This is a genomic window from Streptomyces sp. NPDC050147 (genome assembly GCF_040660195.1).
Taxonomy (GTDB): Bacteria; Actinomycetota; Actinomycetes; order Streptomycetales; family Streptomycetaceae; genus Streptomyces.
Map to the genome: position 1 here is coordinate 129,951 of NZ_JBFALJ010000023.1, position 23,481 is coordinate 153,431.

Sequence of the window (23,481 nt, forward strand, 5' to 3'; positions counted from 1 at the left end):
GGCCGTCGGTTACAGTCTTGAACAACGCCGATGACCATCGCATGCCGGGGTCGTCGCGCGACAAATGCCCCGGGCCCCTGAAGCCCGGGCGCCATACCGCTCATCCAGAGGGGCAGAGGGATACGGCCCGTTGAAGCCCCGGCAACCATCCCGCCGACCGCGCACGCGAGGTCTCGGTGGGGAAGGTGCCAATTCCGTCTCGCGGCGAGATGCGTCGCGGGGAAGATGAGGAGAAAGGGCCTCGCCTCCATGGCTGCGCAGACTGTCGAAACGATCGACACCACCCCCTCCACCTCGGCTGCTGACCGGGGATCCGTGGATCTCGGCCCCGCATCGGGCCTCTCCTGCCGCGAGTGCGGCGAGCTGTACGCCCTCGGCCCGATCTTCGCCTGCGAGGCCTGTTTCGGCCCGCTCGAAGTCGCGTACGACCTGCCGACCGGTGACCCCGAGGCGCTGAGGAAGCAGATCGAGTCCGGCCCCGACAACATCTGGCGCTACGCCCCGCTGCTGCCCGTCCCGGCGAACGTCGCAGAGAAGCCGAACATCAACCCCGGCTGGACCAAGCTCGTCAAGGCCGACAACCTCGCGCGTGAACTCGGCGTCGAGCAGGGCAAGCTGTTCGTCAAGGACGACTCCGGTAACCCGACGCACTCCTTCAAGGACCGCGTCGTCGCGCAGGCCATCGAGGCGGCGCGCGCGTTCGGCTTCACCACGCTCTCCTGCTCCTCCACCGGCAACCTCGCGGGCGCCGTCGGCGCCGCCGCGGCCCGCGCCGGCTTCCGCTCCTGCGTGTTCATCCCGCACGACCTGGAGCAGGGCAAGGTCGTCATGGCCGCGGTCTACGGCGGCGAACTCGTCGGCATCGAGGGCAACTACGACGACGTGAACCGCTTCTGCTCCGAGCTCATCGGTGACCCGCTGGGCGAGGGCTGGGGCTTCGTCAACGTGAACCTGCGGCCGTACTACGGCGAGGGCTCCAAGACCCTCGCGTACGAGATCTGCGAGCAGCTGGGGTGGGTCCTCCCCGACCAGCTGGTCATTCCGATCGCCTCGGGTTCGCAGCTCACGAAGATCGACAAGGGGCTGAAGGAGCTCATCGCGCTCGGCCTCGTGGAGGACAAGCCCTACAAGATCTTCGGCGCGCAGGCGGAAGGGTGCTCGCCGGTGTCCACCGCCTTCAAGGCCGGCCACGACGTCGTACGCCCCCAGAAGCCGAACACCATCGCCAAGTCGCTGGCCATCGGCAACCCCGCCGACGGGCCGTACGTCCTGGACATCGCGCGCCGCACGGGCGGCGCGGTGGAGGACGTGAACGACGAGCAGGTCGTGGACGCGATCAAGCTGCTCGCCCGGACCGAGGGGATCTTCGCGGAGACCGCCGGTGGTGTGACGGTGGGCGTCACGAAGAAGTTGCTTGAGGCGGGGCTCATCGACCCCGCCTTGACCACGGTGGTCCTGAACACGGGTGACGGTCTCAAGACGCTTGACGCTGTCGCTGAGACTTCGCAGGCCACCGCCACCATTCGCCCCAGCCTTGAGGCGTTCCGCGCCGCGGGGCTCGCCGGTTAACCGCCGTAGGGCCTGAGCCTTCTCTCCGCCTGCGGACCGTCGTGGCTGGTCGCGCAGTTCCCCGCGCCCCTGAAGGGGCCCCACGCACCCCGAGGTGAATCCATGAGCGTAAACGTCCGCATCCCCACCATTCTCCGCACCTACACCGGCGGTGAGTCCGAGGTCGCCGCCGAGGGGGCGACCCTCTCCGAGGTCATCGCCGACCTGGAGGCCAAGCACGCCGGTATCGCGGCGCGTGTCCTGGACGACCAGGGCAAGCTGCGGCGCTTCGTGAACGTCTACGTGAACGACGACGACGTCCGCTTCGAGCAGGGTCTTGAGACGGCCACGCCGGACGGTGCCGGGGTCTCGATCATCCCCGCCGTCGCGGGTGGCTGATCCTTTACAGAAACACCCTGCGTAATGGCGATTGCCCCCTCCGCGAGAGAAACGGAGGGGGCAATTCCATGTGGTTGAGCGCGGTACAGTTGGGAAGCGAGCTTCCCCGTTTGTGCCCAGCGCATATACGAAGTCGCCCTGAGGGCGACAAGAAGTAGCCAATGTGCACTGCCCATTTGCCCTTCCCGTGGCATTTGTCTGGCCCGACTTGCCCTGAACTCCGGCGAATTCTCCGCATATCACCGTTCAGGCGTGCCCAGAATTCTCGTCCGATTGACCTGTTGCAGAGGGCAGTTGGACAGATACATTCAGCCGCGGTCGACGCGTTCCGGCGCACGCCTCCACAACCCATTGGGGGGGTGAGGTCTGACCCGGGTCCGCGAAGTGCGGGTCCGTGCAAGGGCCAGTAATAGGGGAGTTAGGCATGGCTCAGGGCACCGTCAAGTGGTTCAACGCGGAGAAGGGGTACGGCTTCATCGCGGTCGACGGTGGTGCGGATGTTTTCGTCCACTACAGCGCGATTCAGATGGACGGCTACCGCACCCTTGAAGAAGGTCAGCGAGTGGAGTTCGAGATCTCGCAGGGCCAGAAGGGTCCGCAGGCGGACATGGTCAAGCTCGCCGTCTGATCTCGGCGCGATCGGCCAGCGAACTTAGCGAGTGACGAGGGGCCCGCATCCCGACAGGGGTGCGGGTCCCTCGTGTGTCGCCGCACGTCCGCCGCACGTACCGCCCCACGTCCCGCCGTGCGCCCCCGCCGCACACCGCTGGCCGCGCGCCCCCTCGTACGTCGGGTATCCGTGAGAGGCGCTTGCACTCGCAGGGGTCGAGTGCTAATCATTGGGCTTAGCACTCTCCCAGTGAGAGTGACAGAACTTGGATCGGGTCGGTGAGGCCCGCAGGCCGGGTGGGGCAAGGAACCACAAGGTTTGCAGGCCGTCCGTCGCGGGCGCTGGCGCGATCCGGAAGCATGCCACCCCTGTCCGGGAGGACCACTTCACATGGCCAAGATCATCGCGTTCGACGAGGAGGCACGGCGCGGCCTCGAGCGCGGCATGAACCAGCTCGCCGACGCCGTCAAGGTGACCCTGGGCCCCAAGGGTCGCAACGTCGTCCTCGAGAAGAAGTGGGGCGCCCCCACGATCACCAACGATGGTGTTTCCATCGCCAAGGAGATCGAGCTCGAGGACCCGTACGAGAAGATCGGCGCCGAGCTGGTCAAGGAGGTCGCGAAGAAGACGGACGACGTCGCCGGTGACGGCACGACGACCGCGACCGTCCTGGCCCAGGCGCTGGTCCGCGAGGGCCTGCGTAACGTAGCCGCCGGCGCCAACCCGATGGCCCTCAAGCGTGGCATCGAGAAGGCCGTCGAGGCCGTCTCGGGCGCTCTGCTCGAGCAGGCCGTCGACGTGGAGACCAAGGAGCAGATCGCTTCCACGGCCTCCATCTCCGCCGCCGACACCCAGATCGGCGAGCTCATCGCCGAGGCGATGGACAAGGTCGGCAAGGAAGGCGTCATCACCGTCGAGGAGTCGCAGACCTTCGGGCTCGAGCTTGAGCTCACCGAGGGCATGCGCTTCGACAAGGGCTACATCTCGGCGTACTTCGCCACCGACATGGAGCGTATGGAGGCGTCGCTCGACGACCCGTACATCCTGATCGTCAACTCGAAGATCTCGAACGTGAAGGACCTCCTTCCGCTCCTCGAGAAGGTCATGCAGTCCGGCAAGCCGCTGCTGATCATCGCCGAGGACGTCGAGGGCGAGGCCCTGTCGACCCTGGTCGTCAACAAGATCCGTGGCACGTTCAAGTCCGTCGCCGTCAAGGCCCCGGGCTTCGGTGACCGCCGCAAGGCCATGCTCGGCGACATCGCCATCCTCACCGGTGGCACCGTCATCTCCGAGGAGGTCGGCCTCAAGCTGGAGAACGCCGGTCTCGACCTGCTCGGCCGTGCCCGCAAGGTCGTCATCACCAAGGACGAGACCACGATCGTCGACGGCTCCGGTGAGAGCGACCAGGTCCAGGGTCGCGTCAACCAGATCCGCGCCGAGATCGAGAACTCGGACAGCGACTACGACCGCGAGAAGCTGCAGGAGCGCCTGGCGAAGCTCGCCGGCGGTGTTGCGGTCATCAAGGCCGGTGCCGCGACCGAGGTCGAGCTCAAGGAGCGCAAGCACCGCATCGAGGACGCCGTTCGCAACGCGAAGGCGGCCGTCGAAGAGGGCATCGTCGCCGGTGGTGGCGTGGCCCTCATCCAGGCCGCCTCTGTCTTCGAGAAGCTTGAGCTCGAGGGCGACGAGGCCACCGGTGCCGCCGCTGTGAAGCTGGCCCTGGAGGCCCCGCTGAAGCAGATCGCGGTCAACGCCGGCCTCGAGGGTGGCGTCATCGTCGAGAAGGTGCGCAACCTGCCCATCGGCCACGGCCTGAACGCCGCGACCGGTGAGTACGTCGACATGATCGCCGAGGGCATCCTCGACCCGGCGAAGGTCACGCGCTCTGCCCTGCAGAACGCCGCGTCCATCGCCGCGCTGTTCCTCACCACCGAGGCCGTCATCGCCGACAAGCCGGAGAAGGCGGGCGCTGCCCCGGCCGGCGGCGGCATGCCGGGCGGTGACATGGACTTCTGATCGACCTCTGGTTGATCAGCAGTTCATCGCTAACGCGAACCGAGGGCGGCACTCCTTCTCACGAAGGGGTGCCGCCCTCGGGCGTTTTCGCGTCTGCGGGGCGGGCGTTACGGCAGCCGGTCCATGATCCAGACGCAGAGTTCCTCTGTGACCCGGGTGTGGCCCTCGTTGTGGGTGGCGCAGAGGTACTCGTCCAGTTCGCTGTCCTCGGAACTCTCCGGGAACGGGTCGCCCAGTTTCTCCTGGGTGTCGATGTCGCGCAGGGCGACCGCGCTGACGGCGGGTACGAAGCAGTGCTCGCGGATCTCGGCCTCGGAGCCGAGGCCGATGATGGCGGGGATCTTGTTGAGCTCGTCGGCGAGGATGCCGAAGCCCTCCAGGGTGCCGCCGGGCGCGCCGTCGATCTCGGGCATGCCCGAGGTGTGGATCTGCGGCTTGCGCAGGGTCACCACCCGTAGCTGCGCGACGAGCTTCTCCTCGCCCGCGGGCTGCGTGTAGAGGTGGGTGCCGGTGATGGCCAGGCCCTTGCCGCGGAACGCCTGCTCGCCGGGGGCGATGCCGTTGCGCACGCCTGTGCGTACACCGTTGGCGACGCCGATCTTCTTCGGGCGGTTCGGCCAGCCGCCGACCCGCTCAAGCTCGGCGAGGAACTCGATGCGCTCCTTGTCGGTCTCGGGGGTGTCGTCCCACTCGGAGATGTGCTGCCACAGGAGCTGGCGCGCGGCCGGGCTGTTCATCTGGTTCGAGAACGCCGCGTTGAGCCGCCGGATGTAGTGCGCGAACGACTGGAGCGCGATGGGGATCCAGGCGCCGCGGTGCGGGCTGTCGAAGGAGAAGTAGAGCGCGGTCTGGTGGTCGGTCTTCTCGTACTCCATCTTGGCCAGCGCGTACCGCGCGACCAGACCGCCCATGCTGAAGCCGCCGACGGTCAGCGGGTGGTCACCGAGGCGCCGCGCGATCGCTTCCAGGACGGCGGACCTGACGACCTTGGCGTTGTCCAGGATCGAGGCGCTGCGCTCGTCGAAGCCGAGCAGGATGACGTCGTATCCGCGCTGCCGCAGCTCGCTGATGAACGGGTACGGGCCCCGCTCCATGATCTCCCACGAGAAGTCGAGCTCGCTGGGCCCGGAGTTGAAGCCGTCGCCGATGATCACCGGCTTGGCGAGCCCGTGCTTGGAGTTGGCGAGGTACACCCAGGCCATGCCACCGGGCAGGGTCCACTCCTGGTCGGGCGTGGGCGCGGCTGCGGGGGCTTCCCTGGCTTCCCGGGGGCCGGGGGCCAGGGTGATGTGGGCGGCGGCGCCGAAGGCTTCGGCGATCTGCTGTTCGCTGGTCCCGCTGGTCCCGCCGGGCTCGTTGGGGTCGTTGGGCTTGGTCATGAAGGGTCCCCTCCGGTTGTGCGGCTTCGATGACGTACGCGTGGGTGCCGATGACGTTCAGTGTCATCTTCGATACGTCGGGTAGCCGCCGGTAGGGGATCGCGGCTTTCCGCAGGGGGAGCGGGGGCCTTTCGGACACGGGTGAGATGGCCGGTTTGTCCGGTGCTTAAAGGGCTGCGGGCTCTTGCCGGTTCGGGGGCCGGGGCCCCGACCGGGGGTGGCTCGTGCGGGTGCCGCCGGGGGGTCCTTGACCACCGGTGGCGTGTCGGCCATGTCGACGTGCGGCTCGGTCGGCATCGGGGGGCTGAGGCGGCGGAAGTATGTCGCGAAGAGGACCCGGGGGAGGAGGCCGGATCAGTCGGCGTAGTCCTTCAGCTTTTCGGTTTCGAGGGTGATGGCTACGGGGGCGGGGATCCGGATGGTGGAGCCGTAGTGGTAGCGGCGGCGGTTTTGGTAGACGCCGTTCTCGGGGGAGCTGTACACGACGATGGTGTCGTTGTCGCGGTCGATGAGCAGGTAGACGGGGATGCCGACGTACGCGTAGGCGCGGGGCTTCTCCTGGCGGTCTCGGCGGTCGGTGTCGCGGTCGTGGGATGTGACCTCGACGGTCATCAGGACACCGTCGGGAGACGCCCATTCGCCTTCCTGGCCGATGAAGTGGTCCACCGGTGCCAGAGCGCCATCTGCCTTGACCCGCCCCTGGCGGTAGGTCGGAACCCTGAGCCCCTGCTCCGGGTACAGGGCCAGCTCGGGCCGCTGCTGCATGCACTGCCGCAGCAGCCACATGACGATGGCCCCGTGGAGCTGGTCCGGCACGGGCTTGACCTCTAGCTTTCCGTTGATGAGTTCGAGCGTGACCGTCTCGGGGGCCATACGGGCGAGCTCCTCGAAATCCTCGACATCGATCGGGCCGTGCTTGACGGACACCCTGCCGTCGAGAAATTCGAGGGTCACGGTCTCCGGGGCCCGGCGGTCCAGCTCCTCGAATTCCTCGACGGACATCTGCGGGCGTTCATCAGTGCCAGGGGTCATGGTGGTGCCTCCTCCCCTCCATCGTGCCCCGGCTGTGTGTTGTCGGACCGTTGGAGCGCTCATGCGGTGTCCATTCGTGTGGGCCGGTGGCTGCGGCGCGTGCTGCCGCCGCGTGGGTGTGGACGGCTTCGGGTGGCAACGGGGCCGGGCGAGGCGCGGGACCGGATTCGCCCTGGCACGGGCCGCAGACGCCGCCGGGCAGGGCCTCGGGGCGGCCGGGGGTGCCGCATCTTCCACACTCCAGTACGCGGAGTACGGGGCGGGGCGCCGGCTCCGGGGGGAGCTTGGTGGTGAGGCGGCTGCGGACGAGGGCTGCCGGGCTGTGGACCGGGGTGGGGAGCCCTGCGGTCAGGGCGCGGAGGATGTCCGGCTCCGTGGCGCCTCGTGTGAACCACTCGGTGAGTTGGGGTTCGAGGGCGATGCAGTCGGTGTACGAGAGGGAGAGAGCGGGGGCCGTTCGGCCAAGGGCTGCGAGGAGGATGAACGCGCGGCTGCGGGTGGGGCGTCGCGGGCCGCTCGTGTGCGGTTCCGGTACGTCGCCGCGCGTGAAGGCCGCCCACCAGGTGTCGTCCCGCGCGGTGCGCGAAAACCACGTTCGAGTGACCCAGCGGGCGCTGCCGCTTCCGTGCGCGTGTTCCCTGCCGCGCCTCAAGTGGCCTGCCTCCTGGAGCCTGTTGAGGGCGGTGCGGAGGGCGCACTGGCCGTACGGGAGGTGCTTGGCCAGGGTCTTTACGGAGATGTCCGCGCCGTCGGGGAGGCGGTCGAGGCTGGCTGCGATGGCCCCTTCGCGGGGCGGGAGGTGGGTGAAGTCGTCGTTTGTGCGGGGGAGTTGTTCGGGCGCCGAACGTTTTCCGTAGCCCGGATTGGCCATGGGGTGCGGGTCTGCGTGCGCAGGGCGGAAGGCGCCACTAAGCTTGGCGTCAGCCATGGATCGAACTCTTCTCGATCGTGATGGTTAAACCCCCGCAGGTGTTCTCAGCACCGGGCGGGGGTTGTTCGTTATTCGGGCACGCTAGAGCGTCGTCACGTTGCGTGGCAAGTCGAAGCCCGAAAGTGATCGGCTGTGCCAACTCGCGGGGAGGGAGGGTGGGTTGAGGCCCACCCCCCGTTCCTCGGAAAGAGGGCTCGGCGCTTGTGGCTTGAGCCTCGGGGTCAGTTGTCCTTGAGGTTCGCGATGAACTCGGACCAGCTTTGGGCCCGGAACACGAGCTTCGGGCCGGTGGGGTTCTTGGAGTCGCGGACGGGGACGATGTGCGGGTGCCCGTCGGCTACTTCGAGGCAGTTCCCGCCCTCGCCGCCGCTGTACGTGGACTTGCGCCAGCGGGCCATCTCCAGGCAGTTGCCGCCGCTTGCGTCGCTATAACTGGACCTGTGCCACGAGGCGTCGCTCAGGTCGTACTCAGGGCCGTTGCTCTTCATGCGAGTAATCCTCTGCCACGGACTCAATCAGGGCCAGGGAATCTCGCGGTGAGAGGGCGCTGGCCGCGATTAGATCGTGAGCCAGTTCGTACTGGGCGACGGTGGCCGGGTCGTCCTCAAGCCGCCCTGTCCCGAAGCTTTCCAGGTAGGCGAGCGGGGGTGCGTTCTCGCAGCTCATCAGCTTGAGAGAGCCTCCCATTGCCATGTGCCCACCTGCCGCGAACGTCAGTACCTGCACGATGACCCGACGCTTGCGCCCCAGTCCCGCGACGCGGCGCAGGACTTCGGCCATCACGGCAGGTCCCCCCACCTCCCGGCGCAGCACAGCCTCGTCAAGGACAGTCCACAACAGGGGCGTTGTTGGATTGTCGAGCAGATGCGCCCGCTCCAGTCGAGCAGCCACCAACTCGTCGATCTCGGCATCCGTCGCGGTGGGGCGGCCGTCGCAGAACACGGCCCGCGCGTACGCCTCGGTCTGTAGTAGCCCCGGAATCAGCTGCGGCGCGTACTCCTTGATCGCCGTAGCAACCGCCTCCGCCTCAGCCGCCTCCGCGAAGTGATCCGGGTACTTCGACTTGGCCACGGCCTTGCAATTCCGGGCGAAGAAGCCCCCCGTATCCAGCACCTCGTCGAAGTGCGCCGCGTACTCCAGATGCATCCGCCGCGTACCCGCCTCCAGCTGCCCGATGAACGAACCGCTGACGAACAGCGGCGCGCCGAGGGCCTCCTGGCTGATCCCCTTCCGCTCCCGTGCGTGGCGGAGTTCGCAGCCGAGGAGGGCGCGGGGGTTCGATGAGGGGTCGAGGTCCTTGCGGCGGGTCATGGGCGACTCCTCATCCAACAGGCGGGTTTGTTGGGACGTGATTGCTTCTCAGGCTACGCAGCGGCGGACACGCTTAGTGAGGAAAAAGCAACACTCGGTGGCTGAGGCGGAGGTCATGGTGCTGACGGCGGAGGAACGGGTGCGGGCGGTGGAGGAGGCCGTACGGCAGTTGAGAGCCGGGCTCGAAGAAGTCGGCGTCACGCTGCCGTCCCTGCGGATGGACCCGTTGACGGCGGCGGCAGAAGGCGCGTTGCCGCTGGTGGAGTTGGGGCGCTGCAATCTCGACACGGCGTTGCGTCTTGCCGCCGTACTGGAGGGCGCGCGGTGAACGGCGACCCGACCGTCCCGGAGGCCGGGACGTACGCCGTCGACTTCAGGGACGGCAGCGTCGGGCAGGTCATGGGGTGCGAGGGCGGGCTCGTCCATCTCAGGCCGCTCGGCGGAGGACGGGAGTGGCACTGCCCGCCCGAGTCCCTCGGCGAGGCACCGCCGGGTGAGGTGCTGCGGGAGAGGGTGCGGCGGCTCAACCGGGAGAGGCGGTTGCCATGAGCGGATCGCGGAGGCAGGCGACGGCCATGATTTGTACACTCGAAGAGCCAGATTCGGGCCCTCCATGTACAGAACGGGTGATCGGGATGTCGCTGACACACATCGAGATCGACGACGAGGCAGTGGAGACGGCCAAGCGACTTGGCGGCCACAAGACGAAGACGGCTGCGGTGGCGCACGCGCTGGAGGAGTACAACAAGCGGCTGGAGCGGGCGGCGGCTCTGGACAAGTACTTCGAGCTCGCCCAGGACTGGGATCTTGAGGCTGCTGAGGCGGCGCATCGCGCTGAGAAGGAGGCATTCCGTAGGTGAACGGCTACCTCCTGGACTCTTCGGCACTGTGGCGACTGCTGCGCGACAAGGACCTTTACGCGGCGTGGCACCCGGCGCTCATGGATGGCCTGGTGCGTTCCTGCTATCCGCAACGTACGGAATTCAGGTGCTCGGCGCGGAACCTCAGGGAGTACGAGGAGTACAGCTCTATGTTCACGGACATCTACGAGGACGTGTCCGTGCCCAAGGGAGCAGCCCGACGGGTGGAGGGAGTGCAGCTACGCGCCGCTGAGAAGGGTGCGCACCACGCCCTTTCCGCTGTCGACCTGCAGATCTGCGCCACCGCCGCCCACCACGGCCTCATCCTCCTGCACGACGACAACGACTTCGTGACGGCTGAGCGGTTCGCCGTGGAGTTGCGTCAGCGCAATGTGCGAGAGGGCCCCCTGGGGGACCGGAGGGGTTAGCGCACCGGGAAGCCGAAGGTGTAACCCTGCTCCTTGAGTTGGGGGAGGAGCGTGCGCAGGGCTTCGACGGTCTGGGTGCGGTCGCCGCCGGCGTCGTGGAAGAGGAGTGTCGGCCCGTTGGGGAGCTCCCGCTCGACGGTGGCGACGATGGCGTCCGTGCCCGGGCGCTCGAAGTCCTTGGTGTCGACGTTCCAGCCGAGGGGGCGCATGCCCCGGTCGGCGGCGAGCTTGCGGCTGTAGGGGGTGAAGGCGCCGCCGGGGGCGCGGTAGTACATCGGCCGGACGCCGCCGGACGCCTTCGTGATCATGCGTTCGGCGTCGAGGATCTGCTGGGACTGGTAGGCCTGGGTGTCCTTGTCCATGGCGGTGTTGTGGGACACCGTGTGGTCACAGAGGCGGTGCCCGTCCGCGACGACCTTCTTCACGATGTCGGGGTGCGCCTGCGCCTGCGTACCGACCATGCAGAACGTGGCCTTCACGTCGTACTGCCGCAGCAGGTCGAGCATTTGAGGGGTCCACTTGGGGTCGGGGCCGTCGTCGATGGTGATGTTGACGCCGCGCTTCCCCTTCTCCGAGGCGTGCGCGATGGTCTTGGAGACCGGCTTGACGGCGCTGGGCTTCTTCGCTGCCGGTGAGGAGCCCTCCGAGGTACCGGCCTGGGCGCTCCACACCCCTGCGCCGGTGGCGAGCATCGTCACCCCGAGTGCGGCCCCGATCAACTTGCTGTACCAACCCCGCCCGCCGCTGTGCCGCGCCATGTCCGCCCCTTTGCCATCCGGTCCCTCGCCGCGCCCGGTGACTCGCGGCCACCTGGCAGGACGAGGTCCGGCGGCCGGAGGATGCACCGGGGGCGCGTCCGTTACCGATCAAGGACAATTCCGGGGGAGTCCGCGGACAACTCCTCCCGGGAAAGGGACGGCAGTGTCGGGCACGGGAGTTGTCAGTGGCAGGTGAGACCGTCGGGTCATGGCGCTATCGATCCGCTTCGCGCGAGATGCGAGTACGGGGCAGTGGACAGCTGTGGCGGACGACGGAGACAGGACCGTCACGGTGAGAGCGGAGACGTATGACGAGGCCGGTGCTCTCGCGCACGAGGCGTTCGGGCTGACCGCTTACCGGCCCCCTCCTCCATTGCCATCGGGGTGGCAGCGGTTCAAACTCATCCACTGTCCTGTGGGGCGGGGTGATTCCGACGATCCGCGCTATGCGGCAATCGCGGCCGACCCGCCCGAGGGGTGCACCGCCGAGCGCTTCGGCGGATACTTCGGGCTGCGTTGTGAGCGTCCGGGGGCGACCTTGCTGGACGCGGTGGGTGAGCTGTGTGCCGAGATCCGTGCCGAGCATGGGCTTCTCATGACGGACCTGGGCATCGAGAAGCTGTGGGAATGGTCTTCGGACGGTACGGACGGCTGGGGTGCGGAGATCGTGGGCCAGTTGCTCCTGATGGCCGCCGAGCGGGGTCCGGAGCTTGGGTACGACGTGGATGACCTGGTGCGGTTTCTGCGGAAGGCGGCCGGGGGAGCGGTGGACCCGGAAGGCTTGTGATCCGCTGGGGGTCAAGCCGCGGGGAGAGCAGTGAACCTGACCTCTTCGTGGTCGGCGTCCAGGGCGATGTTCAGCGAGGCGTTCATGGCGGTGGCCACGCGGCGCAGGAGGGGGAGGGTGGGAACCGCGTCCGCGCCTTCGATGCGGGAGATCTTGGCCTGGGTGAGGCCCGCGCGCTCGGCTAGCTGGGTCTGGGAGAGGCCCAGCTCCTTGCGGCGGTCGTACACGGCTTTCGCGAAGGCCATCGCGAGGCGGATCTCGGCGCGGTCGGCTTCGGCCTCGGGTGACTCGGCGTATCCCTCGCGGAACTTCCTCTCACGGGCCAGCTTCCAGCGTGTGTGGCTCATTTCGCGTCTCCGTCCTTGGCTCGGTCATACGTCACATGGGCCGGGCCGTGCTCGCTCTCGCACACCTTACGGATCCGTACTGCACGGTCGACCTGATCCTTCTCGTGTATCCGGGTCTTGTGGAAGACCGTGAGAAGCACGATGCGGCGGTCTGGAGCGAACCAGTAGGTGATGCGCGTGTCTTGTCCGTCCAGGGTTGGGCGGAGCTCGTACAGCCCGTCGCGCAGCGGGCGCGCGAACGGCATGGGTGTGGATGCGCCCATGTCGGCGAGCAACTCCGCGTACTCCTCGACCTTGCGGTGATGTCGATCCGTGAGGAGTTCGAGCCAGGCGCGGACGTCCGGCTCCATCTCGATCGTGTACAAGGCTGCCATGCGGGAACCGTATTATGTCGTGGACGACATACTAGCCGCTGTGGCTCAGCTTCGCCGGATCGAGTGACTGGGCCGTTGTCGAAGAGGCCGGCGAGGAGTTCGGCTGTGCTGATGGTGGGGTCGTGCCGGTGGCGCTCGGCCTTGAGCGCGGCGAGTTCGTCGGCCGCTGGACGGGTGGCGACTGAGGGGCGGCGCCTGTCGGGTGCCGCCCCTCACTCATCAACGTACGACCGAGAGCCCTAGACCCTCGCCGGTTCCGTCTCCGGAGCCGTCGGCTCGGCGGTCGTGGCGGAGGAGCCCGCGACGACCTGCTCCGGAGTCGTTGTGTCGACGTTCAGTTCCAGCAGCATCTGCCTGCTGAAGCCGAAGAAGTACGTCGCGAAGAAGCCCACCGCGTAGCCGACCAGGAGGCCGCCGCCGTAGATGGCGATGGTCAGGCCCAGGCCCTTGTTGCCGTCCAGGAGGGGGAACAGGGCCCAGCCCGAAGGGCCGATCGCCGTGGAGCCCACCTTTTCGCCGATCATCGAGAAGAAGCCGACGAACGCGCCGCCCGCCGCGCCGCCCACGCACGCGGTGATGAAGGGACGGCCCAGGGGGAGCGAGACGCCGTAGATGAGGGGTTCGCCGACTCCCAGGAAACCGGCCGGGAGCGCGGACTTGATCGTCGTACGGATCGACGTGTTGTGGCGCAGGCGCTTGTAGACGGCGATCGCGCAGCCGACCTGGCCCGCGCCCGCCATCGCCAGGATGGGGAGCAGGACCGTGAAGCCCTGCTGCTCGATGAGGGTGGTGTGGATGGGGATGAGGGCCTGGTGCAGGCCCAGCATGACGAGGGGGAGGAACAGGCCGCCCAGGACCAGGCCCGCGAACGCGCCCGTGTTGTCCAGGAGCCAGTTCGCCGCCGTGCCGATGCCCGTCGAGACCTCGCCCGCCAGGAACATCAGGCCGAAGATCGTGACCAGGCCGGAGAGCAGGACCGTGACGGTGGGAGTCACGAGGACGTCCAGGGCCTCCGGGACCCAGCGCCTGCACCACTTCTCGACGTAGGTGGCGAGGACGGCCGCGCCCAGGGCGCCGAGTACGCCGCCCTGACCCGGCGACAGCTTCTGGCCGAACGCCTCGATGTTCGCCACGCCCGCGTACACGATGATCGCCGCTACCGCGCCGCCCAGGATCGGCGTACCGCCGAACTCCTTCGCCGTGTTGAAGCCCACGAACACCGCGATCAGCGCCATGAAGCCGGAGGCGATGGCCGCGAGCGCGGGGGTGACGGCCGGCAGCCACTCCAGGTTGATCAGGAGGCCGTTGATGCCCGCGATGATGCCGCAGCCGATAAGAGCCGGGATCAGCGGCACGAAGATGTTCGCGATGCGGCGCAGGAAGAGCTTGAACGGGGTGGCGTTCTTCGCCTTCCTCGCTTCCTTGATCGCCGCTCCCTGCGTCGCCAACTCATCTGCTGTCAGGGTGGGTTCGCATGTGGATTCGGATTCGGATTCCGTCGTCGGGGCCGCGGACCCGGCCTCCGCCACCAAGGCCTCGAACTCCGGCGTGACGCGGGCGACCGTGCCCGGACCGAGCACGATCTGGTACGTGTCGTCCTCGACCACGCCCAGCACGGCGGGCAGCGCCTTCAGGGCCTCGTCGTCGACCAGCGAGCGGTCGGCGAGGCCCAGGCGCAGGCGCGTCATGCAGTGGGCGATGGACGTGACGTTCTGGGCGCCGCCGACGAGGGGGAGGATCGCGGCGGCTGTGGCGCGGTTCTTGTCAGTTGCCATGTGCGGGGTGCCTTGCTGTGCGTGCGGGTGGCGCTGTTCTTCCAGCGGCTGGGGGCGGTCAGGCGGTGCTCAGGGCTCAGGGCTCAGGGCTCAGGTGGTTCTCAGGTGGTGCGGGAGGTCGTACGCGAAGTCGCACGCGAGGTGTCCAGTGCGGCCCTGAGGTGGCCGCCCGATGTCGTGAGCAGGTCGGCGGCCGTGGGGCCGTCCACCCCGCCGAGGATGGTGAGGATGGCGTTCTTCACCTCCCCGTCGGTGGCGGCGAGCGCGGCCTCGATCTCCTCGTCGGAGGCGCCGGTGGCGAGGGAGACGATCCGGCGCGAGCGGGCGCGCAGCTTCTCGTTCGAGGCGCGTACGTCCACCATCAGGTTTCCGTAGGTCTTGCCGAGGCGGATCATCGTGATCGTCGACAGCATGTTGAGGACGAGCTTCTGGGCCGTGCCCGCCTTCAGGCGCGTCGAGCCGGTGAGAAGTTCGGGGCCGACGACGACCTCGATGCCGTGGTCGGCGGCTGCGGCGAGACCGCTGTCCGCGTTGCAGGAGAGCCCGATGGTGAGGGCGCCCTTTCGCTTGGCGTGCTCGACCGCGCCGATCGCGTACGGGGTGCGGCCTGACGCCGAGACGCCGACCACCACGTCGTCCGCGGTGAGCCCGAGCCCGTCCAGGTCCTCGGCCGCGAGTTCCTTGCTGTCCTCCGCGCCCTCGACCGCCGTGACCATGGCGCTCGGGCCGCCCGCGATGAGGCCGACGACCTCGGCCGGGTCGGTGTTGAAGGTGGGCGGGCACTCGGAGGCGTCGAGCACCCCGAGGCGCCCCGCCGTCCCCGCCCCCGCGTAGACGAGCCGCCCGCCGCGGGCCATGCGCTCGGCGGTGCCGTCGATGGCGGCGGCGATCGCCGGGAGCTGCTCGGCGACGGCCGCGGGGACGGTGGCGTCCTCGGCGTTCATGATCTTCGCGATCTCCGAGGTGGGCAGCCGGTCGATCTCGGAGAGCTCGGGCCGGAACGCCTCGGTGGTGAGCGTGTCCAGCTGGGCGCGGAGTTCGCCGTACGTGTCCCCGTCGCCGGAGGAGGGGGACGGAGAGGGGGAGGGGGTGGCGTCGGCCGTGGAGGAGGAGGTCATGGGGTGCGGCTCTTTCATGTGCGGCGGGGGGTGGCGGGTGGTCGCCGGGTGCCTCGGGGGGCGGGGCGGTCTCGGCGGTTGGTCGGTCGGAAGGTCGGCGGTGGGTGTTTCGTGCGGGGTGGGGGATACGGGCCCGCGGTCCTGTACTGGCCGTCGGGCTGTCGGCGGTGGGTGTTTCGTGCGGGGTGGGGGATGTATGCGGGACCGGTCCTGTACTGGCCGGGCGGAAGGTCGGCGGTGGGTGTTTCGTGCGGGGCGGGGGGATACGGGCCCGCGGTCCTGTACTGGCCGGGCGGAAGGTCGGCGGTGGGCGTTTCGTGCGGGGTGGGGGATACGGACCCGCGGTCCTGTACTGGCCGTGCGGGCTGCGGGCTGCGGGCTGCGGGACGCGGGCTGGGGCTGCTGGCCCCTACGTTCGGGTGGGCAGGCGGTGGGGTCAGCGGTTGCTGCCGCGCGGGCTGTGCCGGTGCGCGAGCGCTTCGTACGAGGCGGCGAGTGCGGGGGCGGCCGTCTCGTACGTCCGCTGGGCGACGCCCACGAACAGGCAGTCCACGACGAGCAACTGGCTCGTGCGGGACGACATCGCGGCGGGCCTGAGCTCGCTCTCGCGGGCGGTGGAGGTGGTCAGTATGTGATCCGCGTACTGCGACACCGGGCTGCCGGGCCGCCCGGTGATCGCGATGGTCGTCGCCCCGCGTTCGAAGGCGACCCGCAGCGGCTCGATGACGTCACCGGTCGATCCGGAGTGCGTGATCGCGATCGCCACGTCCTTGGACTTGAGCGTCACGGCGTTCGTGACCGCCAGGTGCGGGTCGGAGTGCGCGAAGGCGATGTGGCCGATGCGCAGCAGCTTCTGGGCCAGGTCCTGGGCGACCAGACCTGAGGCGGCGACGCCGTAGATCTCCGTGCGTGGGGCGACGGCGAGCGCGGCGACCGCGGCGCCGAGCTGGACGGTGTCGAGGCCGCCCGCGGTGTCGGCGAGGGTCTGCTGCTCGTCGTACGCCAGCTTCGCCACGACGTCCGCGATCGGGTCGTCGACGGCGATGTCGGCGGTGACGGCGGGCGCGCGGCCGGACTGTTGCTGGGCGGCGAGTCCGGCGAGAGCGAGCCGCAGGTCGCGGTAGCCGGGGTAGCCGAGGAGGCGGGCGGTGCGGACCACCGTGGCCTCGCTGGTGCCGGTGAGCTCGGCGAGGCCGGTGACCGTGAGGGCCGCGCAGCCCGCGGGGTCGCCGGCGACGGCTTCGGCGACCAGTTGCATGGAGCGGGTCATGGACGGCGCGAGGGTCCGCACCTTGGCCGCGAGGGCCGCCGGGGCGGGGGGCGCAGCGCCCGCGAAAATTTCCTTCACGTCATTGGTCACGCTTGAAAGATATTTTCGGACCCCGGATGGGTCAAGACCCCTTTGGCCCCGGTCCCGGACGGATCTTGGGGCCCTGGCGGTCCTGATTCCGGGGAGAACTTCGGCCGGCCGAGTGTGGGGTGGACAATGGCTGCATGGACACGATCGACCCCTTGGAGCAGGCGCTGCACGCCGCTCGTGCACTCGTCCTCGCCGACCTCGTGGCCCGCGAGGTCGCCCAGGCCGAGGTCGTCTCGCTGGTCGAGGAGTCGGTGGCGCACCGCCGCTGGTGGGTCGAGCAGTGGCCCGAGGGCGTCGAGTACGTCGCGGGGCTCGTGGCCCAGGACGTTCAGGACGCGCTCCTGGAGCGCTACGGCCGCTGGCCGCTGTGTTCCGTCTGCGGCACGGGCGATCCGCACGCCCTGGAAGTGGAGCCCGAGTTGGGCCCCGACCCGCACTGGGTGTGCGGCAAGGCGGGCGTCGTCGTGGCACCGGTGGGCAGGCTGACGTGACGGTCTACATAGACCCGCCGACCTGGCCCGGCCACGGCCGCATGTGGTCGCACCTGGTCAGCGACGTCTCGTACGAGGAACTGCACGCGTTCGCGGCAGGCCTCGGCGCCCCCGCCCGCGCCTTCGAGCGTGACCACTACGACCTGCCCTCGCACCGCTACGAGGACGCGGTGCGCGCGGGCGCGGTCGAGATCGGCTCCAAGGAGCTGGTGCGCAGGCTCACGAAGGCGGGGCTGCGTCGGCCCAAGGGCAGGCCCGCGTAAGCGATCAGGTCGGCTCGGTCGGCTCGGTCGGTTCGGTTGATCCGGTCGATCCGAGCGGGGCGAGCCGCCTCTAGCGGGCCGCGTCGATGGTGACGTCCGCCAGTGTGGTGTCGCCCGCCGAGGCCGAGACCACGCGGCTCGGTGTCCTGCGGTGCAGCCGCAGCGACATCGTCACCGCGCCGATCGCCACCGCCGTCATCGCCGCGCCCGCCCACGCCGTAGAGGCATAGCCCAGGTCCAGGTCGATCACCGTGCCGCCGAGCCAGGGGCCGCCCGTGTTGCCGAGGTTGAACGCCGCCGTCGTGGTCGCGCCTGCGAGGGTGGGGGCGGCGCCCGCGACGTTGAACATGCGGGCGTTGAGGGCCGGGGCGGTGTAGAAGGCGGAGACGCCGAGGAGGAAGGAGAGGGCGATCGCCACGGCCGCCGTGCCGGAGAAGAGCGCGAGGGCGACGAGGAAGACCGTCGAGGCGGTGATGCCGCTGAGCAGGACGCCGAAGAGGTGCGCGTCGGCGACGCGGCCACCGATCGCCGTACCGATGAGGGCGCCGAGCCCGAAGAGGCCGAGGACCGTCGGCACCCACCCCTCGTCGAGCCCCGCGACGTCCGTCAGGAGCGGCGAGAGGTACGAGAACGCGCAGAAGACGCCGCCGGCTGCGAGCGCGGTGATCGTGATGGCGAGCCAGACCTGCCGGTCGCGGTAGATGGTCAACTCCCGCTTCAGGCGCGGCTTCTCGGCCGGGAGCGGGATGCGCGGGATGAGGGTCAGTACGCCGACCAGGGCGACCGCGGAGGCGGCGCCCACGGCCCAGAAGGCCGAACGCCAGCCGAAGTTGTCGCCGAGGAACGCGCCCGCGGGGACGCCCAGCACGTTCGCGATGGAGAGACCGCCGATCATCACGGCCATGGCACGGGCCCGCTGGTTGACCGGCACCATCGCGATGGCGACGGCCGCGCCGACCGCCCAGAACCCGGCGCAGGCGAACGCGCTGACGACGCGGGACGCGAAGAGGATCTCGTACGTGGGCGCGAGGGCCCCGGCGACCTGGCCGAGCCCGAAGACGGTGATGAGGCTGATGAGCGTCGTGCGCCGCGGCAGCCGCAGGGTCGCCACGGCGAGCAGCGGGGCGCCGACGACCATGCCGATGGCGAAGGCGGAGATGAGGAGGCCCGCGCGCGGAATGGAGACGTCCATGTCGTCCGCGATGGGGGGCAGGAGCCCCGAGAGCATGAACTCGCTCGTGCCGAGCGCGAAGACGGCGAGGCCGAGGATGTAGACGGCCAGGGGCATGCTTTTTCCTGGCCTGGGGGCCTTTGGATCAGGGGTCGGCATAACAGTCGCCAACGCTGGGGCGGCTGCTGGCATTCCCTGCGGGGGGCTAAGGGGCTAAGGGGCTATGGGGCTAAGGGGGCTAACGGTGCGGGGGTCCTCGTGATTTCCGCGCTGCCGGGGGGCGAGAGCGGTTACGGGCGGCGCAGGTAGGACCGGGTGTTTTCGCGGTCCGAGGCGCGGATGTAGCCCGCCCTGGTGACCACCGCCTGGGAGGGCGCGTTGTCGTGGTCGATCACGGCGAGGAGGGCCGCGACGCCGGGGCGGGCCAGGGCCCAGGCGGAGAGTGCTCGCAACGCCTCCGTGGCGTAACCCCGGCCTCGCGCGCCGACCGCCAGGTCGTAGCCGACCTCCGCCACGCCTTCCTCGTCCGGCGGGCCGTGGAAGCCCATGCCGCCGACAGCCACCTCGTCCTCCACCCGCACCAGCGCGAACATGCCCCACTCGGGCCGGTGGACCCCGGAGGCGTACGCCTTCGTGACGCCCTCCGCGGCCCTGCGCGTCCCGTCGAAGGGCCCGCCCTCGATCCACGTGAGACCCCCCGTGCCGCCCGCGGCGAGATCCGCCGCAGCCGCGGGCGAGACCTCCCGCAACGTGACCGGGCCGGCCGGGATCGACAGGGCGTTGTGCCAGCGCCACGCGGAGCGGCGCGGGCGCCCCGCCAGGGAACCGCGGCCCGTGGCCCAGAGCAGCGTCGCCCAGTGCTCGTCGGACGTGCGCGCGGGCATGACCTGCGGGAAGAGCCACGCGAGCACCGCCTCGCAGAGCGCGGCAGGCGGCTCCGTGTCCACGCCGAGCGCCTGCCCGATGTCGTGCGTGTGCAGGAGCAGCTCCGCCGTGCCCATCGCCGCGAAGCCTGTCGCGTCCGCGCTCCCGTACGGATACGGGTGGTAGGCCCGCACCCCTGGGGACGTGGTGCGCACCACCGCCGAGAGCAGACCGCTGGTCGACTCGATGACGCTGATCGCGTCCGCGGGGCCCGAACCCTCGTCGAAGGCCACCTCGAAGGGGACCCACGTGTCGGTCGCCCGGCCCGTCAGCTGCCCCGCGTACGCGACGAGAACGCCCGCGATGTGCTCGGCCGTCTCCAGGCAGCTCCAGTCGAGACCCCCCGCCCGCGCGCTCCAGTCGAGCCCCGCCCCCGCGCGCAGCACCTTCGCCGCGTGCGCCGCGGCTTCCTCGACCTGGTCCCCGCCCATGGAAAGCATGCGCCGAGCGTACGGGAGCCTCAGGAGTCGAGCAGCTCCATTTCCGTCGCCAGGTTCGCGCGCGCCGGGCCCTCCCACTCGGCCGCTCCGTACGGCGTGCGGAACAGCCGCGGCAGCGCGAGGAGCTGCCGCAGAACGGCGGCCCGGCCCGCGCGGAAGTCCTCGTCCGGCACGAAGGCGTACTCCTCGCGGACGGCGGCGGCGTACGCGGCGTAGGCGTCGGGGGCGGCGGCCAGGATCGCCAGGTCGGCGTCGCACAGCGTCTCGCCGTTGTGGTCGCCGTCGGCGGGATCGTGGGTGACGGTGAGCCGGACGAGGCGGGCCACCTCGGCGGTCTGCGCCTCGGTCAACCCCGCCTCGGGCAGGGCGCGTTCGGCGAGGCGGGCGCTGCGCTCCTCGTTCTCCGAGCGGTCCGGCGCGTACACCGCGTCGTGGAACCACGCCGCGAGCCGTACGAGGTCGGGCTCCTCGGCGTGCTCTTCCAGTACGTCGATGTGGTCCAGGACCGCCGTGAGGTGGGCGGTGGTGTGATAGCGCCGCTGCGGCTCGTCCCAGCGCGTGAGCAGGTTGTCCGCGTAGGGGGCGGGGTCCGGGGTCTTCCCGCTCGCGCGGAGCAGGGTCGCGTGCCAGCGGGCGCGGAGTTCCTTGTGGTCGTGTTCCTTGTGGTCGTCGGGCATGGGGCGACCCTAAACGCACACGTACCCCCCGGTGGTACAGGAGTCGGGCCGACCCGTTGCCATGTCCGGCAGGGAAGCGGTTGGCTGCCGTCATGACGACGACGAGGACTGACGAGACGTACGACGCCGAGCGCCCCGGGCGCCTCCTGCTCACCGAACGCGATGCCTTGATACCGCTGTTGAGGGACGCCGACGACGCCGCGTACTCCATCCGGACCTGCTGTCCGGGCTGGACGGTGCGCCATGTGCTCGCGCATTGCGGCTCCGCGCTGATGCGGGTGGTCGAGAGCCGCTTCGAGAAGGGCGTGTACTCGCCGGAGAGCAATGACCGTGACATCGCCGAGCGTGCCGACTGGTCCAACTCCCGTGTGGTGGACGAGCTTGAGCGCGGGATGACGGAGGCGGGCCCGTTCATCGCGAAGGCCAAGGGCCTCCTCGACGGGGTCGCGCTCGGCGAGTGGGTCCACGCGGGCGATGTCCGCGAGGCGTGGGGTCTGCCGGGTGCGTACGGCGGCGCGGGGCTACCGGACGCGCTGCTGCTGCTGGCGGAGCGCAGCAGGGTGGTCGAAGCGGTGCCGCTGCACGCGGACATCGACGGCCGGGACGAACCCCTGCTCCTGGGCACGCCCGACGGCACCAACCCCCCGGCCCGCTACATCGGCGACGCCCCCACCCTGATCCGCCTCTACACGGGCCGCCCGCTGACGGGGACGAGATACGAACTGGCGGGAGCCAAGGAACACGAACTCGCCACGATCTTCTCCTGACCAGCAGGGACCGCCCTGAAGGGGCGGGGTTGGGTTTTAGGGGCGCGGGGAACGGCGCGATCAGCCACGACGCACCCGCAGGTGGCGTGCGCCTGCTGTACCTGCGGGTGCGTGGTGTGGAGGTGGCGGAGGCGCGGGGCGGTTTTCAGGGGCGCGGGGAACTGCGCGAGCAACCGCCACGCACCCGCAGTCGACAAACCGCCGCGGCCCGCAGGGCTCAGTGCCCGTGCCCCGAGCCGGCCGGCTCGGGAGCCTCCCCGCCCCCGCCGCCAGCGCTGGCACCGGCGTGGACGGTGAACGCCGCCGTCCGCACCTTCCCCTCGTGCTTGAAGTCGAGGAACAGCCGGTAAGCGCCCCCGCTCGGAGCGGTCGCGGCGAAGGAGACGCCGGGGCCCGGCTTCGTCCTGCCGTCGCCGGGCTCGCCGGTGGGGTGCACGTGGAGGTAGGCGAGGTCCCCCGAGCGCAGGGCGACCAGGTGTCCGTACGAGCCGAGGTAGGGCTGGAGGTCGGTCACGGGCTTGCCGTTCTTCTCCACGTCCAGGGTCACGTCCGCCGCCTTCCCGGGCTTCAACTCGCCCTTGAGGCTGACCTCGTAGCCGTCGACGGTCCCCTTCCTGTTGGGCTCGGGCAGCGCCTTCGGCTCGTGCGCCCCCGCCACCGCGAGGTCCGCGCCCAGCGTCAGGCCCTCCTTCGCGCCCGCGGGCTTGAAGTCGGCGAAGACGCGGTAGCCGCCCGCCTCCGGAAGCTCGACCGGCGTCGACCAGGTGCCGTCCGCCGCTCGGTCCGGGTGCAGGTGGCGGTAGGTCGTCAGGTCACGTGAGGCGACGATGAGGTGCAGCTCCTTGCCGTGCTCCTCCTCGTACGCCGTGACGTTCTCGCCCCGGCCGTCCTTCCCTGCGCCGTCCTTGCCGTGGCCGTCCTTGCCTGCGCCGTCCTTGACGACCGAGAACCGCAGCTCCTCGCGCTTCCCGGCGTCGATGCGGGAGGTCTCCAGGTCCAGGGTGTAGCCGCGCTCGGAGATCTGCAGGCCGCCCGGCACGGTCTCCGCGGCGCCCGCGGCGGCGGAGTCGGAACCCCCCGGCTTTTCCTTCCCGGGTTCGCCCGTGTGCCCGCCGTGCTCGCTCGCGGGCTTCTTCTCCGCGGTCACGGGGTCGACGCCCTGGCCCACTCCGTACGCGGTGCCGAAGGTCGCGGCAACGGCCGCGGCGAAAGCGGTGATCTTCATTCCGGTGTTCATGACGGCTCCAAGAGAAGGGTGGAGTGAGGGCGCGGACCGGGTGGCGACCGCCCTTCATGTCCCGACGGTACCCCCCAGGGGTATAAAGTCAACCCAGGGTCGGCTCTTGCGTTCGATACCCCCCAGGGGTATAAAGGTAGTCGAGTCGAGGGTACCCGCCCCGGGTACCCAGGCCGCAAGGCGCAGGAGGCGCTCATGTCCGCGTACACCACCACCTACAAGGTCGACGGCGTGCACAGCGCGCACTGCAGGGGAGTCGTCAGCGACGTACTCGGCGCACTCGGCGGCGTCACCGCCGTGCACGTCCCCGCCGACGGCACCGGCCACGTCACCGTCACCACCGAGGCCGAGCCCGACGACGCGCGGATCGCGGAGACCGTCGAGGACGCCGGATACGACTACGTCGGCCGCGTCTGACCCGCCCGCACCCTCCCCGCGTAACCCCGCCCCCTCCGTAAGTCCGCCCCCGTCACGAGGA

28 protein-coding genes and 1 riboswitch are annotated in these 23,481 nt (G+C 69.8%); of the genes, 13 read left to right on the plus strand and 15 right to left on the minus strand.

Annotated features, from left to right (window positions below; genetic code table 11):
* Positions 1-97 precede the first annotated feature (97 nt).
* A riboswitch (SAM riboswitch) is annotated at positions 98-232 on the plus strand.
* From thrC to groL, 4 genes are all read left to right on the plus strand, one after another.
* Positions 226-1,569 carry a threonine synthase gene (thrC, locus tag AB0I94_RS30350; RefSeq protein WP_363312886.1) on the plus strand — a complete coding sequence of 448 codons (1,344 nt, stop codon included), beginning with the start codon at positions 226-228 and terminating at the stop codon, positions 1,567-1,569. (Overlaps the previous riboswitch by 7 nt.)
* Positions 1,570-1,671: 102 nt before the next feature.
* On the plus strand, positions 1,672-1,947 hold the full coding sequence (locus tag AB0I94_RS30355) for a MoaD/ThiS family protein (RefSeq protein WP_363312887.1): 276 nt from the start codon (positions 1,672-1,674) through the stop codon (positions 1,945-1,947).
* A gap of 424 nt (positions 1,948-2,371) precedes the next feature.
* On the plus strand, positions 2,372-2,575 hold the full coding sequence (locus AB0I94_RS30360) for a cold-shock protein (RefSeq protein WP_005315736.1): 204 nt from the start codon (positions 2,372-2,374) through the stop codon (positions 2,573-2,575).
* A 372-nt stretch (positions 2,576-2,947) separates the two neighbouring features.
* The gene (groL, locus tag AB0I94_RS30365) at positions 2,948-4,573 is read left to right on the plus strand and encodes a chaperonin GroEL (protein WP_344520848.1); all 1,626 of its coding nucleotides are present in this window, start codon (positions 2,948-2,950) and stop codon (positions 4,571-4,573) included.
* A gap of 107 nt (positions 4,574-4,680) precedes the next feature.
* On the opposite strand, the gene AB0I94_RS30370 is transcribed toward groL, so the two are convergent.
* From AB0I94_RS30370 to AB0I94_RS30390, 5 genes are all read right to left on the minus strand, one after another.
* Positions 4,681-5,952, minus strand: a complete 1,272-nt coding sequence (locus AB0I94_RS30370) for a hypothetical protein (protein WP_363312888.1) — start codon at positions 5,950-5,952, stop codon at positions 4,681-4,683.
* A gap of 354 nt (positions 5,953-6,306) precedes the next feature.
* Positions 6,307-6,984 (minus strand): Uma2 family endonuclease, encoded by a 678-nt coding sequence (locus AB0I94_RS30375; RefSeq protein WP_363312889.1) that lies wholly within the window; start codon positions 6,982-6,984, stop codon positions 6,307-6,309.
* Positions 6,968-7,912 (minus strand): hypothetical protein, encoded by a 945-nt coding sequence (locus AB0I94_RS30380; protein ID WP_363312890.1) that lies wholly within the window; start codon positions 7,910-7,912, stop codon positions 6,968-6,970. Before AB0I94_RS30380 ends, AB0I94_RS30375 begins: the two co-directional genes overlap by 17 nt.
* A 224-nt stretch (positions 7,913-8,136) precedes the next feature.
* Positions 8,137-8,403 (minus strand): DUF397 domain-containing protein, encoded by a 267-nt coding sequence (locus tag AB0I94_RS30385; protein WP_363312891.1) that lies wholly within the window; start codon positions 8,401-8,403, stop codon positions 8,137-8,139.
* A complete protein-coding gene (locus AB0I94_RS30390) occupies positions 8,384-9,226 on the minus strand; it encodes a helix-turn-helix transcriptional regulator (RefSeq protein ID WP_363312892.1) in 843 nt (280 codons plus the stop codon). The genes AB0I94_RS30385 and AB0I94_RS30390 overlap by 20 nt, the downstream gene beginning before the upstream one ends.
* A 115-nt stretch (positions 9,227-9,341) precedes the next feature.
* On the opposite strand from AB0I94_RS30390, the gene AB0I94_RS30395 reads away from it, so the two are divergent.
* The 4 genes from AB0I94_RS30395 to AB0I94_RS30410 all read left to right on the plus strand — a co-directional run bounded on the left by AB0I94_RS30395 (position 9,342) and on the right by AB0I94_RS30410 (position 10,514).
* On the plus strand, positions 9,342-9,554 hold the full coding sequence (locus tag AB0I94_RS30395; protein WP_363312927.1) for a hypothetical protein: 213 nt from the start codon (positions 9,342-9,344) through the stop codon (positions 9,552-9,554).
* Positions 9,551-9,775, plus strand: a complete 225-nt coding sequence (locus AB0I94_RS30400) for a hypothetical protein (RefSeq protein ID WP_363312893.1) — start codon at positions 9,551-9,553, stop codon at positions 9,773-9,775. Before AB0I94_RS30395 ends, AB0I94_RS30400 begins: the two co-directional genes overlap by 4 nt.
* 86 nt (positions 9,776-9,861) lie before the next feature.
* Entirely contained in the window at positions 9,862-10,086 is a 225-nt protein-coding gene (locus tag AB0I94_RS30405; RefSeq protein WP_160505754.1) for a type II toxin-antitoxin system VapB family antitoxin, read from the plus strand.
* Complete coding sequence (locus AB0I94_RS30410) at positions 10,083-10,514, plus strand: PIN domain-containing protein (protein WP_363312894.1); 432 nt, start codon at positions 10,083-10,085, stop codon at positions 10,512-10,514. The genes AB0I94_RS30405 and AB0I94_RS30410 overlap by 4 nt, the downstream gene beginning before the upstream one ends.
* On the opposite strand, the gene AB0I94_RS30415 is transcribed toward AB0I94_RS30410, so the two are convergent.
* Positions 10,511-11,272 (minus strand): polysaccharide deacetylase family protein, encoded by a 762-nt coding sequence (locus AB0I94_RS30415; RefSeq protein WP_363312895.1) that lies wholly within the window; start codon positions 11,270-11,272, stop codon positions 10,511-10,513. The two genes, AB0I94_RS30410 and AB0I94_RS30415, sit on opposite strands and share 4 nt — an antisense overlap.
* Before the next feature lie 208 nt (positions 11,273-11,480).
* Here AB0I94_RS30415 and AB0I94_RS30420 point away from each other — a divergent pair, with 208 nt between their 5' ends.
* Complete coding sequence (locus tag AB0I94_RS30420; protein WP_363312896.1) at positions 11,481-12,059, plus strand: hypothetical protein; 579 nt, start codon at positions 11,481-11,483, stop codon at positions 12,057-12,059.
* 11 nt (positions 12,060-12,070) lie between these two features.
* On the opposite strand, the gene AB0I94_RS30425 is transcribed toward AB0I94_RS30420, so the two are convergent.
* The 5 genes from AB0I94_RS30425 to AB0I94_RS30445 form a co-directional block, all read right to left on the minus strand.
* On the minus strand, positions 12,071-12,406 hold the full coding sequence (locus AB0I94_RS30425; protein WP_363312897.1) for a helix-turn-helix domain-containing protein: 336 nt from the start codon (positions 12,404-12,406) through the stop codon (positions 12,071-12,073).
* On the minus strand, positions 12,403-12,780 hold the full coding sequence (locus AB0I94_RS30430; protein ID WP_363312898.1) for a type II toxin-antitoxin system RelE/ParE family toxin: 378 nt from the start codon (positions 12,778-12,780) through the stop codon (positions 12,403-12,405). Before AB0I94_RS30430 ends, AB0I94_RS30425 begins: the two co-directional genes overlap by 4 nt.
* A gap of 239 nt (positions 12,781-13,019) precedes the next feature.
* Complete coding sequence (locus AB0I94_RS30435; RefSeq protein ID WP_363312899.1) at positions 13,020-14,555, minus strand: PTS transporter subunit EIIC; 1,536 nt, start codon at positions 14,553-14,555, stop codon at positions 13,020-13,022.
* Between the two features lie 101 nt (positions 14,556-14,656).
* Positions 14,657-15,673: an N-acetylmuramic acid 6-phosphate etherase gene (murQ, locus tag AB0I94_RS30440; protein WP_363312900.1), complete on the minus strand. Its 1,017-nt coding sequence runs from the start codon at positions 15,671-15,673 to the stop codon at positions 14,657-14,659.
* 436 nt (positions 15,674-16,109) lie between these two features.
* Complete coding sequence (locus tag AB0I94_RS30445) at positions 16,110-17,033, minus strand: MurR/RpiR family transcriptional regulator (protein ID WP_363312901.1); 924 nt, start codon at positions 17,031-17,033, stop codon at positions 16,110-16,112.
* Between the two features lie 134 nt (positions 17,034-17,167).
* Between AB0I94_RS30445 and AB0I94_RS30450 the strand changes: the two genes are divergently transcribed.
* Both AB0I94_RS30450 and AB0I94_RS30455 read left to right on the plus strand, forming a co-directional pair.
* On the plus strand, positions 17,168-17,524 hold the full coding sequence (locus tag AB0I94_RS30450; protein ID WP_363312902.1) for a hypothetical protein: 357 nt from the start codon (positions 17,168-17,170) through the stop codon (positions 17,522-17,524).
* Complete coding sequence (locus AB0I94_RS30455) at positions 17,521-17,787, plus strand: DUF4031 domain-containing protein (RefSeq protein WP_363312903.1); 267 nt, start codon at positions 17,521-17,523, stop codon at positions 17,785-17,787. Before AB0I94_RS30450 ends, AB0I94_RS30455 begins: the two co-directional genes overlap by 4 nt.
* Before the next feature lie 70 nt (positions 17,788-17,857).
* Here AB0I94_RS30455 and AB0I94_RS30460 read toward each other — a convergent pair whose 3' ends face one another.
* The 3 genes from AB0I94_RS30460 to AB0I94_RS30470 all read right to left on the minus strand — a co-directional run bounded on the left by AB0I94_RS30460 (position 17,858) and on the right by AB0I94_RS30470 (position 20,999).
* Positions 17,858-19,075, minus strand: a complete 1,218-nt coding sequence (locus AB0I94_RS30460) for a Cmx/CmrA family chloramphenicol efflux MFS transporter (RefSeq protein ID WP_363312904.1) — start codon at positions 19,073-19,075, stop codon at positions 17,858-17,860.
* A gap of 173 nt (positions 19,076-19,248) precedes the next feature.
* The gene (locus AB0I94_RS30465) at positions 19,249-20,322 is read right to left on the minus strand and encodes a GNAT family N-acetyltransferase (RefSeq protein WP_363312905.1); all 1,074 of its coding nucleotides are present in this window, start codon (positions 20,320-20,322) and stop codon (positions 19,249-19,251) included.
* Positions 20,323-20,342: 20 nt separating this feature from the next.
* Complete coding sequence (locus AB0I94_RS30470; RefSeq protein ID WP_363312906.1) at positions 20,343-20,999, minus strand: hypothetical protein; 657 nt, start codon at positions 20,997-20,999, stop codon at positions 20,343-20,345.
* Positions 21,000-21,091: 92 nt separating this feature from the next.
* Between AB0I94_RS30470 and AB0I94_RS30475 the strand changes: the two genes are divergently transcribed.
* Positions 21,092-21,766 carry a maleylpyruvate isomerase family mycothiol-dependent enzyme gene (locus AB0I94_RS30475; RefSeq protein ID WP_363312907.1) on the plus strand — a complete coding sequence of 225 codons (675 nt, stop codon included), beginning with the start codon at positions 21,092-21,094 and terminating at the stop codon, positions 21,764-21,766.
* 217 nt (positions 21,767-21,983) lie between these two features.
* Here AB0I94_RS30475 and AB0I94_RS30480 read toward each other — a convergent pair whose 3' ends face one another.
* The gene (locus AB0I94_RS30480; RefSeq protein ID WP_363312908.1) at positions 21,984-23,003 is read right to left on the minus strand and encodes a hypothetical protein; all 1,020 of its coding nucleotides are present in this window, start codon (positions 23,001-23,003) and stop codon (positions 21,984-21,986) included.
* Between the two features lie 195 nt (positions 23,004-23,198).
* On the opposite strand from AB0I94_RS30480, the gene AB0I94_RS30485 reads away from it, so the two are divergent.
* Positions 23,199-23,420 (plus strand): heavy-metal-associated domain-containing protein, encoded by a 222-nt coding sequence (locus AB0I94_RS30485; protein ID WP_363312909.1) that lies wholly within the window; start codon positions 23,199-23,201, stop codon positions 23,418-23,420.
* Positions 23,421-23,481 lie beyond the last annotated feature (61 nt).